This window comes from Eggerthella hominis, assembly GCF_014287365.1.
Classification (GTDB): Bacteria; Actinomycetota; Coriobacteriia; order Coriobacteriales; family Eggerthellaceae; genus Eggerthella; species Eggerthella guodeyinii.
Genome location: NZ_JACOOA010000008.1, coordinates 17920 through 30924 on the forward strand (window position 1 = coordinate 17920; position 13005 = coordinate 30924).

Consider the following 13005-nt stretch of genomic DNA (forward strand, 5'->3'; position numbering starts at 1 on the left):
TAGAATGCGAGCACGTGCTTCCTCAACGTGCTTCCTCGAAAGACAAGGCGGTGTGCCCATGCAGGATGTCCGGGAATACAGCAACGACGAGCTGGTGGCCCTCGTGCCGCTGCCGGCCGACGACGCGAACAAGTACGCGCGCGGCACGCTGAGCGCCGTGGTGGGCAGCGAGCGCTATCCGGGCGCGGCGTGCCTGGCGGCCTACGCGAGCCAGCGCATGGGCGCCGGCTACACCGAGGTGTTCACCAGCCCGTCGGCCGTCCCGCTCGTGCAGGGCTACCGACCCTCCCTCGTCGTGCGCCCGCGCGCGGCCCTCGCGGCGAACCTGCCGGCCTCGACGCCCGACAAGCCGCGCGCCTACCTCGTGGGCTGCGGGTTCGACGCGGACGACGGCGGCACGGAGAAGCTCGCGCACTTCGTGCTCAAGCACGCCGACGCGCCCGTGCTGGTGGACGGCACCGGGCTCAACGCGCTCGTCTCGGAAAAGGGGCGGCGCCTGCTGAAGCGGCGCTTCCTCAACGGGAACCCCACCGTGGTCACGCCGCACGCCGGCGAGGCCGCCCGCCTCGCGCGCCCCTTCGACCTGCCCACCGACGACCCGGGCGCGCTCGCGCAGGCGCTGTCGCTGGCATACGGCGTGATCGCCGTGGTGAAGGGGCCGGTCACGTACGTCTCGGACGGCGAGCGGACCGTGCGCATGACGCACGGCACCCCCGCGCTGGCCAAGGCCGGGACGGGCGACGTGCTGGCCGGCATGACGGCGGCGCTGCTGGCGCAGGGCCTCGACCCGTTCGAGGCGTGCGTGCTGGGCACCGAGCTGCACGGCCGCGCCGGGTTGGCCGCGGCGGCGCGCTGGTCGGTCATCGCCGCGACGGCGGAGGACGTCATCGTATGCGTGCCCGACGCGCTCGCGGAGCTCGTGGGCGCGTAGGGCGCGAGCCGGGGCGCGGAGGCTGCGGGGCGCGGCGGCGATCCTACCAGTGGCTCACCACGACGTCGCCCACCTCGATGAGGTCGTACAGCTCCACCGACTTGTCGGGCGGCAAGTTGACGCAGCCGTGGCTGCCGTAGCCCGAGGAGTAGCGCGAGCCGCCGAACGCGGACTGCCACTCGGCGTCGTGGAAGCCGATGTAGTTCTCCACGAACGGCATCCACGTCTTCACTTCCGTCTTGTACTCCGGCTCGCCCGTCTCGGGCTCCATCTGGCCGATCAGCTTCGACGGGCTCTCCTTGCCGTTGATCACGTAGATGCCCTCGGGGGTGTCGTGCTCGCCGTCCGGCGTGCCCGTGACCACGTCCGACTCCCACACGAGGGAGCCCTGGTCGTCGTAGAGGCGCGCGTGCTGCTCGCCGAGGTCGACGTCGACGTAGCGCTTGCCCCAGTCGCGGCCGTGCAGGCCGTCGTAGGCGCCCGCCTCCTGCTCGCAGGGAATGGCCACGTCGCCGGTCTGCGCGGAGTTCACGCCGTTCATGATCGTCTCTTGCAGCTTGTCCTTGTCGATGATCCAGCCGTACACGCCGCCCGACACGGTGACCTCCTTGCCGTCGGCGCGCGTGAACGTGCGGCGTGCCTGGTAGGTGTTGCACGCGGACGCCGTGTCCTGCACCCAGGCGGCCACGAGCTGCTCGTCGATGCCCACCGAGGCGTCGTCGCGCAGGCGCATCCAGTCGGCGATCTGGTCGGCGTCCACCCGGGCCACGGGCGTGTCGCCCAAGTTGAGCGAGAAGTCGGCTTGCAGCAGCGCGTTCGCGTCGTCGGCCGACTTCGCCAGGCGCTCGTCGTCCGAGAACAGCGTGGGCTGCTGCAGCGCATCCTCGGTGAGGACGACGGACGATTCGAGCTCGGCGACGGCCGCGTTCACCGCCTCGACCACCTTGTCGGCGTCGAGCGCGGTGCCGACGGTCTCGGCGCGCACGACGAACCGCGAGCTGCCGCCGTCGTAGTCGAGCCCGGCGTTGCGCGGCGCTTCGGCCTGCTCGTTGAACGTCTCGACCGCCTTGCGCACGGCCTCGTCCAGCTTGCCGTTCGAGGTGGCCAGCTTGTCGGTTTCGTCGTGCGCGGCGAAGATCTCGACCGGCCACGCCCACGGGCTGGCATCGGCGTGCATGGCGTCCGTCACGCTCTGGCTGTTGATGGCGGTGCCCAGGTCGGAGGAGGTGAGGGTCAGCGAGAAGCCCTGCCCCGAGACGTCGAGCTGATAGCTTTTCGCCACGTCGGTGAGCAGGTCCTGCACTTCGGCGGTGGTTTTGAGCGACACGTCCTTGCCCATGATGGTGGTGTTCGGCATGAAGCGGTCCATGAAGGCGAACGCCCCCGCCAGGTACACGATCGCGACCACGCCCACGAGCGCGCCGACCGCGATGAAGGCGGCCTTCTTGGTGAACGCGGGCCTCTGCCGCGAGGGGCCGCGCTGGTTGCCGCGATTGCCGGGATTGGCGGGAATTCCGTGGGCGGGGCCCGGGCGGGCGCCCCGCGACGCGGGCACGAACGAGGTGAACCGGTCGGGAGGCGCGTCGAAACCGTCGACGTCGTGGGAGGGCGTCGCCTGATGACCGTCGTCTTGGCCTTGCGTGTCGTGTTCCGGCGTCATGAGGGCGCCTCCTCGTCTCTCCTCGTGCACGTATTCCATCAACTTACCGAGCTTGGCCGCACATTTCAATGCTTTTGCTTAACAAATTAAATGAAACGCTTAACTTTACGGGGCAAACGGCACTCGAAGGAATTATAATCTCCGCAAACATAGTTTCATGTTCGCCGTCAGGAGGACGCGCATGCACAACGCGATGAGGAGCCGGATTACGCATACCCCCCCCCTGGTCGTATTCGACCCGTCGTCCGTTGACGCCCCGTAGGCGATTGCCATGGCGATTATCTTCAACCTCGACAAGCTGCTGGCCGCGAAGAAGATGCAGTCGGTAGAACTCGCCGCCGAGCTCGATTGCACCGTGCAAACCGTGTCGCGCATCAAGAACGGCAAGATCCGGGCGTTTCGCATCGAGACGCTCGACGAGCTCTGCCGCATTTTCGACTGCCAGCCGGGCGACCTGCTGGAATACATGGAAGACGACGAGGCCCGCCGCCGCTTCGGCGACAAGGGGTAGCGGAAGGGGGCGGCGGAAAACCCCGCATTTTCTAGCGTGAGCACGACGCGAATCCAGCGTGTTTCTCACGCGGATCTAGCGCTAATGCCACGCGGTTCGAGCGTGAACCCAACGGAAACCTAGCGCGTTTCTAGCAGAAACCTAGCGCGTTTCCAGCGGAAACCCAACGCGTTTCCAGCGCGTGAAATCGTTGTTTTACCTGATCAAAGCAGCTATACTGGGCGACATGCACATCGTATTCAGCCACATATCAGCGCTTGAGTGCACGCGGGCGTCCAACGCCGCTTTCCTCCGCCGCCAGCCCGCGTCGCGCGGCTTCGCATTGCCCGAACGCCTACCGAGCTCCGCCGAGATCGCAGAGGCCGTCCCCTTCGCCAACGCGCTGAGCGCGCCGCGCCATGTGATGGCGTCACGCGAGACGAGACGCCGTAGGACGAGCCTCGTCGCGGGCCACAGCGTCGGCACCGCCTCGCTTCCCCATGGATCCATCCTGTTCGTTCGCAGCGAAAACGAACTGTTCGCCGCTTCCCCCGAACTGCTGTTCCCTCAGATCGGAACCTTGGCGCACCGTGTCGACCTTATCCGCATAGGCTACGAGCTCTGCGGCTCGTACGCCCTTTCGCGCACCCATCCCGACGGCTTCTATGCACGCAATCCGCTCACCACCGTCCCACGCATGCAGTCGTACCTCAAGCGCATCCCCGGCGTTCACGGAACGAAAGCGGCACGATGGGCCCTCCAGCACGTTCTCCCCCGGTCGGCTTCTCCAAGGGAGACCGACGTGTCCATGCTCTTCGAGCTGCCGTGCGCGCTCGGCGGGTGCGGTTTCGGTCAACCACGCTTGAACCACGAGGTCGCCGTTTTGCAGCGGATAGGCGCAACGAAAACGAGGAAAACGTACCGCATCGACCTGTACTGGCCCGCAGCGAAACTGGGCCTCGAGTACGACAGCGACCTCGCGCATACTGGAGCAGACCGCATCGCGCGCGACGCCCGACGGCGAAACGACTTGGAATCCGTTGGCATCACCATGCTTACCATCACGAACAAGCAGGTCAAAAACCTCTGGGAATTCAATAAGCTCGCACACGTAGTGGCAGGTCGCCTCGGCAAGCAGATTCAACCGCGCTGCAAAGACTACGCCGCCCGACAACGCGAGCTCCACACGCGGCTCATGCGGCAGGGACTTTAGATCGAGCGAGATCCGCAGAACACGCGAATCGGGCAGATCGAAGCAATTTTGACGTTTTGCGAACTTTATTCCGCGCTCGAAACTAACCAGATTTTGCGCTGCGCGCAAAACAGCAGGTCGTGGGCGTACGCGAAAAGAACAACGTTTGGGATTCGAGCAGCGAAGTTCGCAAAACGTCAAAATTGCTTGGTTCCGCCCGATTCGCGCGTCGAAGACGCGGCCCGGGCGCGCGGGATCACCGTCAGCGGGCCTCAGCCTCCGGGGCCCCCGCTCCCGCCGCCGGCTTGTCCATCTCGTCGAGGAGGCTGCGGGCTTCCTTGAACTGCTTCGCCAGCTCCTCCATGGGGTTCACGCGTTCCTCCTGCGCACGCACCGACTCCTCGGTGATGGCGAGCGCGCAGGCCACGGCGTCGGTATGCGTGTACGACAGCGACAGCGGCAGCTCGCGCACGCCCTGCTCGGCGGCGATCTCCTTCGCGCGGCCGTGCAGCACCACGGAGGGGCGGCCCTTCGCGTTGCGGCGCACCTCCACGTCGTGGTTCGCGACGCCGCGCGAGAACCCGGTGCCGAGCGCCTTGAGCACGGCCTCCTTCGCGGCGAAGCGCGTGGCGTAATGCACCTCGGGGTTGGCCGTGGATTCGCAGTAGGCGCGCTCCTCCTCGGAGAACACCTTCTCGCGGAAGCTCGGCGTGCGCTCGAGGATGCGCCGCATGCGGGCGATCTCCACGATGTCCACGCCGAGGCCCACCGCACCCTCGACGCCTTCGAACGCCGACGACGCCGCTTCGGCGGCGCTGGCGGTTGCGGCCCGCTCGGCCGCCGCCTCCCTACTCAACGGTCACCGACTTGGCCAGGTTGCGGGGCTGGTCCACGTCGCAGCCGCGCTCGACGGCGATGGCGCGCGCGAACAGCTGCAACGGCACGCTGGCCGTGATGGCCGAGAACGCGTCGCGCACCTTCGGGATGTAGATGACGTGGTCGGCGTGGTGCTTGATGTCCTCGTCGCCCTCGGTGGCGATGGCCACCACCATCGCGCCGCGGGCCTTCGCCTCCTGCAGGTTCGACACGAGCTTGTCGTAGACGGGGCTCTTCGTGGCCACCGCGATGACCGGGAAGCCCTCGTCGATGAGCGCGATGGGGCCGTGCTTCATCTCGCCGGCCGGATAGGCCTCGGCGTGCAGGTAGCTGATCTCCTTGAGCTTGAGCGCGCCTTCGCAAGCGATGGCGGCGCCCATGCCGCGGCCCACGAACAGCGCGCTCGAAGCGTCCTTGCACGCGCGGGCCGCCTCGTCGATGGCGGTCGCATCGGCCAGGATGCGCTCCACCTGCTCGGCCGTGTCGGCCAGCTCGTGGAACAGCAAGCGCACCTGGTTCGTCTTGAGCTTGCCTTTGACCTGGGCAAGCAGCATGCCGAGCAGCGTCAGCGACACCACCTGGCCCAGGAACGACTTCGTGGAGGCCACCGCGATCTCCTTGTTGGCCTTCGTGTAGATCACGCCGTCGCTCTCGCGCGCCACGGGCGAGCCCACGACGTTCGTGATGCCGAACACCTTCGCGCCCTTCACGCGCGCGTCGCGGATGGCCGCCAGCGTGTCGGCGGTCTCGCCCGACTGCGACACGGCCACCACGAGGGTGGACGGCGTGATGATGGGGTTGCGGTAGCGGAATTCGCTGGCCACCTCCACCTCGGTGGGGATGCGCGCCCAGCCTTCGATGAGGTTCTTCGCGATGAGGCCGGCGTGGTAGCTCGTGCCGCACGCGATGACGTACACGCGGTCGATGAGGTTGAGCTCCTCCAGCGTGAGGTCCAGCTCGTCGATGGACAGCGCGCCGTTCACGAGGCGGCCCGCCAGCGTGTCGCGGATGACGCGCGGCTGCTCGTGGATCTCCTTGAGCATGAAGTCGGGGTAGCCGCCCTTCTCCGCCACGTCGAGATCCCAATCGACGTGCGTCACCTCGGGCTCGTACGCCTCGCCGCGCACGTTGAAGAACGTGGTGGCCGCAGGCGTGAGCTTCGCCACGTCGCCGTCGGCCAGCACCACCACGTTGCGCGTGTCGTCGATCATGGCGATGATGTCGGAGGCGACGAACGCCCCGTCGTCGGCGAGCCCCACCACGAGCGGCGAGTCCTTGCGCGCCGCCACGAGGGTGCCGGGCTCCTGGTCGCTGATGGCCGCGATGGCGTACGCGCCGATCAGGCGCTCGGTGGCATCGCGCACGGCCTGCAGCAGATCGTGGCTCTCGCGCAGGTTCTCCTCCACGAGGTGCGCGATGACCTCGGTGTCGGTCTGGCTCGTGAACGTGTGGCCGCGGCCCTCCAGCTCTTCGCGCAGCTCGGCGAAGTTCTCGATGATGCCGTTGTGCACGACGGCGACGCGGCCGTCGCAGGAGGTGTGAGGATGCGCGTTCGCCTCGCTCGGGCGGCCGTGCGTGGCCCAGCGCGTGTGGCCGATGCCGCAGGTGCCGGTGAGGTTGAGGGGCTCGACGAGCCGCGCGAGGCCGCTCACCTTCCCCTTGCAGTGCACGACTTCCAGCGCGCCGTCCTGTTCGACGGCGATGCCGGCCGAGTCGTAGCCGCGATACTCAAGCCGCGACAGGCCTTCGATGAGGATGTCCTTGACGGGACGGGTTCCGGTGTATCCGACGATTCCGCACATGGTTGGCTCCTTGGTGCTCGGGTTCGCCGATAGTTTAGCGCACCGGTTCCGCACGCGCGAACGCGCGTCGGGCGAAGTCGCACATCCGCTCAATAAACGCATCTTTCCCGTCAACGACGCAGCAGGCGACGCGCGCGCCCGCCGCGCCGTTCGTGCAAGCGCGTTCTGAGGTGCTTGGCGAGGATGAGGAGGAGATTGAAGGGGTAGAGCATGACGAGGGCTTTCCAGACGAGGCCCGAGCAGACGGTGCAGAGCAGCCCGAACGCCGTCGACGCCACGAGCAGGGCCGCAAGCGCCGGCATCGTCGAGGCCGAGGGCTCGCCGCCCCTCGGCAGGAAGCGGGCCGCCGCATACCAAACCAGGCAGGCCAGCATGCCGACCCCGGCGATGGCGAGCCCGTCCACCGGCCCCGTCGCAACCGCCGAATCGACGCGAGACGGCGCCGTCAGCAGCGCCGCGCACAACACGCCGAACGCCCCCGCGAAAATCGTGGCCGCCTCCATGCGCTTGCCGGCCGCCGCGCGCACAGCATCGTCGGGCGGAGCCGCCAGATAGCAGGTGTTGAGCAGCACGCAGACGAACGGATAGGCCGTCAGGAAGGCCAGCACCCAGGTGGCGACGAACATGCCGAAGGACCACTCGACGATCCAGCTGCCCTGGACGGCGCACAAAGGCACGGCGACCAAGAAGCCCGCCGCCACGGAGAAGGACACGATGCCTTCGTCGACCATGCGAAAAAGCAATGCGAGACGGGCCGTGCTTCCCCCTTTGATCAAGAATAGTAACCTGGCATATTACCAGCATTATTATCGTTTAATGATAAAAAGTATGCACTTCCGGTGAACGGCGCCGATCATTCGCTCCCGAGGTCGAGGTCGATCTCGTAGACGCGTTCGGGGGCGGTCCGCCTCATCCCCGCCTTGACGCGGGCCTCCCCGACTTTGCGACGCTCCTCGACGAGACGGTTGAACTCCTCGTCGGAGACGATCTTGAGGATGTCGCCCGGCTGGCAATCGAGCTCGAGGCAGATCTCCATGAGGGTGTCCATCCTGATGCCGCGCATCTTCGCCTGCCGTATCCTGGACACGTTGACCTTCGTGTGCCCGGTGGCGCGCGCGAGGTCGTTGCTGTTCTTGCCCCGCTCGAGCAACATGGCTTCCAATTCAACTATCAGGTGCTTTGCCATATTCAAGCCCCTACAGGTAATCGTCTGAATCGGCTTGCAACAACGCCCCGTACTTCCAAACAGAAGAAAGCGAGAAACAAACAATAGCCCCGACGAGGGACTTAATGTCAAGATGTATGGACGGATATCGACCCACCTGATCAGAGGTCAGCCCGAAATCTAGCGAACCGATTTGCGCGATTTCCGCAAAATCAGGCGAAACGAGAATACCCAGAATGAATCCAGCAACGAACATCCAGGCGATCACCTTGATTTGAATTGCATGGGCAATGGTAAACGGCGGTTTACCGTGGGCGATGTCTTTAGCTATGCTCCTCATTACCAAGAGCATCACGCCGTATATCACGTAGTTTATCAAAGCCGATGCGAGTTGCAGGATCCTTGCAAGGTCAGGCACCGTCGACATGGTTACACAGCGAATAATTTCCAGTAAGAAAACCGCTATCGAGGTTACGCAGACGGCTATGAACATAACCAAGAACAACGTGCTGAGCTTTGAGCTAAACGCTTTCATCTTAGCAAGTGAATCTTCTATTCTCCGCATAGGGTTCGCCACGCAACCGCACCAACTTCCTACATCGCAGGCTTCTTTTTAGGCAAAGACCCCATTCCGAAATTGAAGCAGACACCTAAACCTACATTCAGGCATGAACCGTACGTCGCACCTTCACTGTAGAACAGCATATCTATCTCCTCTCGAATGTTGAGCGTATCAATACTATTACAATTTTTATCATAAATCGACAAGGTTTATACCAAGGTTTATAGGTTTAAACCTCTTCTTCTCTTTCGGTCGATGCGGGCGGCTGCCCCAGACGGGCATAGTGCTGGGCGTCGAAAGGAGCGCCGACAGGGGCGCCGTCCAACCGGAAGGGGAAACCATGGGAGATTTCACGAACGTCACGCGCCGCGATGCGCTCAGGCTCGGCGGCGTCGCCGCATTAGGCGCGCTCGGCGCGAGCGCGCTGGCCGGATGCGCGCCGCAGCACGCATCCTCCGCGCAGGCCGCTGCCACCCAGACGCAGGCAGGCCCGAGCTTCCTGCAAGCGCCCGAGCCCATCACCGACTTCGCCGCCACCCACGAGTTCGACGTCGTCGTGGTGGGCGCGGGCGAATCCGGGCTGTCGGCCGTGCACTCCGCGCTCGAGGCCGGCGCGCGCGTCGCGTGCGTCCAGAACATCGGCACGGCGCAGACCACCGGCAACATGGCGGCGTCCATCGACCTCGCGCAAACCGACGAAGCCGCCGTGCAGGCCTGCGTGAGCTTCATCAACTGGAAGAGCGACTACCGCTCGAACCGCGACCTCGTGAACGTGTGGGCGCACAACTCTCAAGAAGCCCTCGCGTGGTGGGCCGACGAGGCCGCTCAGGGCGGCGTGGAGTCGAAGCCGCACGAGGCGACGCTGTCGTACAACGGCTACGACATCCACCTCCACGCGAACACGTACTTCCACGTGGAGGGCAACCACAACGCCGCCGCGCTCGTCATCGCCGAGCGCCTCGCCGCGGCCGGCGCCGAGTTCTTCTACAACACGCCCTGCGTGCAGCTGCAGCAGGAAGACGGCCGCATCACGGGCGTCATCTGCAAAAACGACAAGGACGAGCACCTGCTGTTCAAGGCGGGCAAGGGCGTCATCCTCGCCTGCGGCGACTACTCCAGCAACCAGGACATGCTCGATTACTACGCGCCGGACACGAAGGGCTTCTCGCTGTTCACCACGTTCCGCGACGGCCGCGCGCTGTGCGCCGGCATGTGGGCGGGCGCGCTCATGACGCCGACGACGCACACGAAGATGATCCACGGCGAGCCCGCCGCCGTGCGCCTCGAGATGCCGTTTCTGTTCCTCGACGTCCACGGCGACCGCTTCATGGACGAAAGCTGCTGCCGCATGGGCTACATGAACAACTTCGCGCGGCCCTACCTGGCCGAGGCCGGGTTCCAGGATTCCACCGCCGCCAAGTTCTTCAGCATCGTGCCCAGCACGTGGGAGGACTACTTCGAGGAGTGGAAGGCGGAAGCGCCCTTCGACATCTCGCAGTACAACGGCGACAACAAGGTGAATCCCGAGAAGTGGATCAAGGCCGACACGGTGGAGGAGCTGGCCGACGCCATGATCGCCTATGCGCAGGAGAACGACTGGACCGCGATGCAGCTGGACAAGCAGCGCATCGTGGAATCCGTCGCCCGGTACAACGAGCTGTGCGCCGCCGGCCGCGACGAGGACTTCGGCAAAGCGGCGAAGTACCTCGTCCCCATCGAGGGCGGCCCCTACTACGCCGTTCCCCGCGGCTCCAACAAGCTGCCCGCCATCCTGGGCGGCCTCGTGGTGAACGCCGACCACCAGTGCCTGAACGAGCAGTTCCAGCCCATCGACGGCCTGTTCGCCGTGGGCAACGCGTCCGGCCAGTTCTTCGGCGGCGTCGACTACCCCATGGACATCGAGGGCCTCTCCATCGGGCGCGCCATCACGTCGGGCTACGTCGCGGGAGCGCACGTCGCCCAGCAGTAAGCCGACACCCACGCTCACCCGCGCCGCCGCCTTGACCCCCTCCCTCCAAGGCGGCGGCTTCCCCCTGCCCCCGGATGCCGCTGCAGCCGCGCACGCGCCCGGAGAATCCGCTTGCTATAATGGCGGCATGGAAACCCTCAAGCGATCCGACGGGCCTTCGAAGCTGGCCTACCTCGACACCATCGTCCCCTACCTCTTCGCGCTCGGATGCGCGCGGGCGTGGATGACGCTGGCGTTCGCCGCGCCCGCCCAGGCCGTCGCGGCGCCCTTCGACCCGCACGTGGTGTTCGACTACGCGTACTGCCTGCTCGCGCTTGCCATCGCGCTCACGGCCCGCCGGGTGGTGCCGTTCTGCAGCCGAAGATGGACGAAGCCCGCGGCGCTGCTGGGCATGCTGGGCGCGTCGATCTGCCTCGTCGTCGCGCAGGGCGCCCCCTTCGACGCGACCGGGCTGCTCGTCGCGGGCGGCGTGGCCGGCGGCGTCGGGTTCAGCGTGTTCCTGCTCCTCTGGGCCGAGACCATCGGCGCGCTCAGCCTCATCCGCATCGTGCTGTACACCGCGGCGTCCACGTTCATGGCCGTGGTCATCGTGTTCTTCTGCGAGGGGTTCGACGAGCTGCGCGGCAGCATCGCGCTGGTCGTGCTGCCCGTCGCGGCCGTCGCCAGCGTGGCGTACGCGAACCGGGCGCTGCCCGCATCCGAGCGGCAGAAGCCCACGTACCCGCGCTTCTCGTATCCGTGGAAGCTGTTCGCCCTGTTCGCGGTCTACTCGTTCGCGTACGGCCTGCGCCAGCAGCAGCTGGCTGCGGGCGCGGGCATGCACTCGTCGCTGTCCACCGCCCTCACCATGGCGGCCCTGTTCGCGTTCGTGCTGCTGCTGTCCCAACGCGTGGGCATCGGCGTGCTGTACCGCTCGCCGCTGCTGCTCATGGTGTGCGGGTTCCTGCTGATCCCCGCCGAATCGCTGTTCGGCGCGAACGTGTCCAGCTACTTCATCTCCATGAGCTACTCGCTGATGACCGTGCTCGTGTCGCTTCTGCTGTACGACATCTCGAAGCGGCTCGGCATCGCCGTCGTCGCGCTCGCCAGCGTCAAGAGCGTCGAGCAGGTGTTCATCATCTGGGGAAACGATGCGGCGAACGCGCTTGCGCAGCTGCTTCCGACCGGCGTCCACGAAACCGCCGTCACCGGCCTCGTGGCGGTGCTCGTGCTGGTTGCCACCTTCATCCTGTACTCGGAGCGCGAGCTCACCTCGAAATGGGGCGTGTCGCTGCTGGAATCGGGCGGCCTCATCGAGCGCAGCGCCGAGGAGGAGCGGCTGGAAGCGCGCTGCGGCGAGATCGCGAAACGCTATCGGCTCAGCCCGCGCGAGGACGAGATCCTGCGGCTCATCGCCCGCGGGAAGACCGGGCCCGCCATCGAGCGCGAGCTGTTCATCGCCGAGGGGACGTTCAAGGCCCACACGCGGCACATCTACGAGAAGATGGGCATCAACAGCCGCAAGCAGCTGCGCGACATCATCGGCGTGGACGACGGGGAGCGCCCCGAGCGCGCCTGACGGCCGCGCCGCGCATCGCGCGCCCGCGCGCCCGCGAGCGCTCCCCGTCCCGCACCCGCGCCCTGCGCGCTGCGCGTCATGCTCGCCCCGCGCGCCCTGCCTAGTCGAGAACCCCCGGGCAGGCGTTGGCGTGGCGGACGAAATCGGCGATGCGCCCGATGAAGCCGTCCTTGCCGCCGATCGCCTGCGCGCCTTCGCGCTGGCGCGACGGCGCCCCCGACAGCGGCCCCTCGTCGCCGAGATAGTACAGCGTGGTGGTCAGCACCATGCCGATGAGGGCCACGGCCTCGAACGCGGGGTCGATCTCGGGCCGGATGACACCCTCCCGCTGACCGCGCGCCAGCTGGCTTTCCAGCACGTCGAGCAGGCGCCCCTCGTAGCTGCGCATGGACTCCGACCACACGCGCCCCTCGCGCCACAGCTCGGACACGAAGAAACGCCCGAACGCCTTGTTCTCGAAGATGCGCGTGGCGAACAGCTCCACCATGCCGGTGAGGGCCACAGGCGCGGTGGGGGCCTCCGCGGCGATGCGCTCGAAACCCTCGATGAGGTCGCCGATGCCCTCCTCCAGGATGCTCTCGGCCATGGCGGCCTTGCTCTTGAAGTGGTAGTACGCCACGCCCTTCGACACGCCGGCCGCCTCGACGATCTCGTCGACCGTGGCCGCCGAGTACCCCTTCTCGCCGATCACGGCCAGCGCCGCGTCCAGCAGCTGCTTGCGCGTCGCGCACGCTTTCTCGGTGCGCTTCGTTCCCGTCATTGCATCACCCCCGCGGCCCGGCGTGTCCCGCCGGGCCGTT

The 13005-nt window shown here is 66.4% G+C and carries 12 protein-coding genes; 5 read left to right on the plus strand and 7 right to left on the minus strand.

Going from position 1 to position 13005, the window contains the following annotated elements; genetic code table 11:
- Positions 1–58 precede the first annotated feature (58 nt).
- Positions 59–931 (plus strand): NAD(P)H-hydrate dehydratase, encoded by an 873-nt coding sequence (locus H8S61_RS14875; RefSeq protein ID WP_186939534.1) that lies wholly within the window; start codon positions 59–61, stop codon positions 929–931.
- A 43-nt stretch (positions 932–974) separates the two neighbouring features.
- Here H8S61_RS14875 and H8S61_RS14880 read toward each other — a convergent pair whose 3' ends face one another.
- Entirely contained in the window at positions 975–2591 is a 1617-nt protein-coding gene (locus tag H8S61_RS14880) for a L,D-transpeptidase family protein (RefSeq protein WP_186939535.1), read from the minus strand.
- Between the two features lie 271 nt (positions 2592–2862).
- Here H8S61_RS14880 and H8S61_RS14885 point away from each other — a divergent pair, with 271 nt between their 5' ends.
- The gene (locus tag H8S61_RS14885) at positions 2863–3102 is read left to right on the plus strand and encodes a helix-turn-helix domain-containing protein (RefSeq protein WP_186939536.1); all 240 of its coding nucleotides are present in this window, start codon (positions 2863–2865) and stop codon (positions 3100–3102) included.
- Between the two features lie 226 nt (positions 3103–3328).
- Positions 3329–4294, plus strand: a complete 966-nt coding sequence (locus tag H8S61_RS14890) for a putative endonuclease domain-containing protein (protein ID WP_186939537.1) — start codon at positions 3329–3331, stop codon at positions 4292–4294.
- A 241-nt stretch (positions 4295–4535) separates the two neighbouring features.
- Here the strand turns inward: H8S61_RS14890 and acpS are convergent, their stop codons facing one another.
- The 5 genes from acpS to H8S61_RS14915 form a co-directional block, all read right to left on the minus strand.
- The gene (acpS, locus tag H8S61_RS14895) at positions 4536–5129 is read right to left on the minus strand and encodes a holo-ACP synthase (RefSeq protein WP_160942910.1); all 594 of its coding nucleotides are present in this window, start codon (positions 5127–5129) and stop codon (positions 4536–4538) included.
- The gene (gene glmS, locus H8S61_RS14900) at positions 5122–6951 is read right to left on the minus strand and encodes a glutamine--fructose-6-phosphate transaminase (isomerizing) (protein ID WP_186939538.1); all 1830 of its coding nucleotides are present in this window, start codon (positions 6949–6951) and stop codon (positions 5122–5124) included. Before glmS ends, acpS begins: the two co-directional genes overlap by 8 nt.
- Before the next feature lie 110 nt (positions 6952–7061).
- Positions 7062–7664 (minus strand): hypothetical protein, encoded by a 603-nt coding sequence (locus H8S61_RS14905; protein ID WP_186939539.1) that lies wholly within the window; start codon positions 7662–7664, stop codon positions 7062–7064.
- A gap of 140 nt (positions 7665–7804) precedes the next feature.
- A complete protein-coding gene (locus H8S61_RS14910; protein WP_154334354.1) occupies positions 7805–8137 on the minus strand; it encodes a helix-turn-helix domain-containing protein in 333 nt (110 codons plus the stop codon).
- A 10-nt stretch (positions 8138–8147) separates the two neighbouring features.
- On the minus strand, positions 8148–8693 hold the full coding sequence (locus tag H8S61_RS14915) for a hypothetical protein (protein WP_366458547.1): 546 nt from the start codon (positions 8691–8693) through the stop codon (positions 8148–8150).
- A gap of 325 nt (positions 8694–9018) precedes the next feature.
- Here H8S61_RS14915 and H8S61_RS14920 point away from each other — a divergent pair, with 325 nt between their 5' ends.
- Together H8S61_RS14920 and H8S61_RS14925 are read left to right on the plus strand one after the other, a co-directional pair.
- Positions 9019–10647 carry an FAD-dependent oxidoreductase gene (locus H8S61_RS14920; protein WP_186939540.1) on the plus strand — a complete coding sequence of 543 codons (1629 nt, stop codon included), beginning with the start codon at positions 9019–9021 and terminating at the stop codon, positions 10645–10647.
- Between the two features lie 127 nt (positions 10648–10774).
- Entirely contained in the window at positions 10775–12205 is a 1431-nt protein-coding gene (locus tag H8S61_RS14925; protein ID WP_186939541.1) for a helix-turn-helix transcriptional regulator, read from the plus strand.
- 100 nt (positions 12206–12305) lie between these two features.
- Here H8S61_RS14925 and H8S61_RS14930 read toward each other — a convergent pair whose 3' ends face one another.
- Positions 12306–12965: a TetR/AcrR family transcriptional regulator gene (locus H8S61_RS14930; RefSeq protein WP_160942915.1), complete on the minus strand. Its 660-nt coding sequence runs from the start codon at positions 12963–12965 to the stop codon at positions 12306–12308.
- Between the last annotated feature and the right edge of the window lie 40 nt (positions 12966–13005).